The sequence below is a fragment of the Oleiphilus sp. HI0117 genome, from assembly GCF_001635235.1.
Genome location: NZ_LWGA01000215.1, coordinates 1 through 463 on the forward strand (window position 1 = coordinate 1; position 463 = coordinate 463).

Genomic DNA, 463 nt, shown 5'->3' on the forward strand with positions numbered 1-463 from the left:
CGAGCGCAGTGAGCTACAGTCTGAACTTAGCCAGCGCATTGCTTCAGAAATATTCCGCCAGATAGATGTCGTAAATAAACAAACGCTAACTACCAGCGATTCCGGCAGTAACGAGGGCTCTGAGTAAGTATGCGCATCAAAGCTGAGCAACTTGAGAATGAGCTGAAAAAAAAGCTCTTACCGCTTTATTTGGTAACCGGTGACGAGCCACTATTGGTTCAAGAAGCTTTGGACAGCATTCGTCTGAACTGCAAAAAACAAGGCTTTGATGAGCGAAAGATTCTGGAAGTTGACCGCAAGTTCGATTGGACCAGCTTAAACGAAGAAGCTAACACTCTGTCTTTATTTGCAGAAAAGACACTAACTGAACTTCGACTTGGAAAATCTAAACCCGGTACCCCCGGTGCAAAAGCCTTTCAACAATATTGCGATAATTTGCCAGAAGATAAGATTTTACTGATCT

Annotated in this window: 1 pseudogene; it reads left to right on the top strand. The window is 43.4% G+C overall.

Annotated elements, in window-relative coordinates:
• Positions 1-129: 129 nt before the first annotated feature.
• Positions 130-463 (top strand): annotated as a pseudogene (locus A3757_RS02685) (DNA polymerase III subunit delta); the annotation flags it as partial.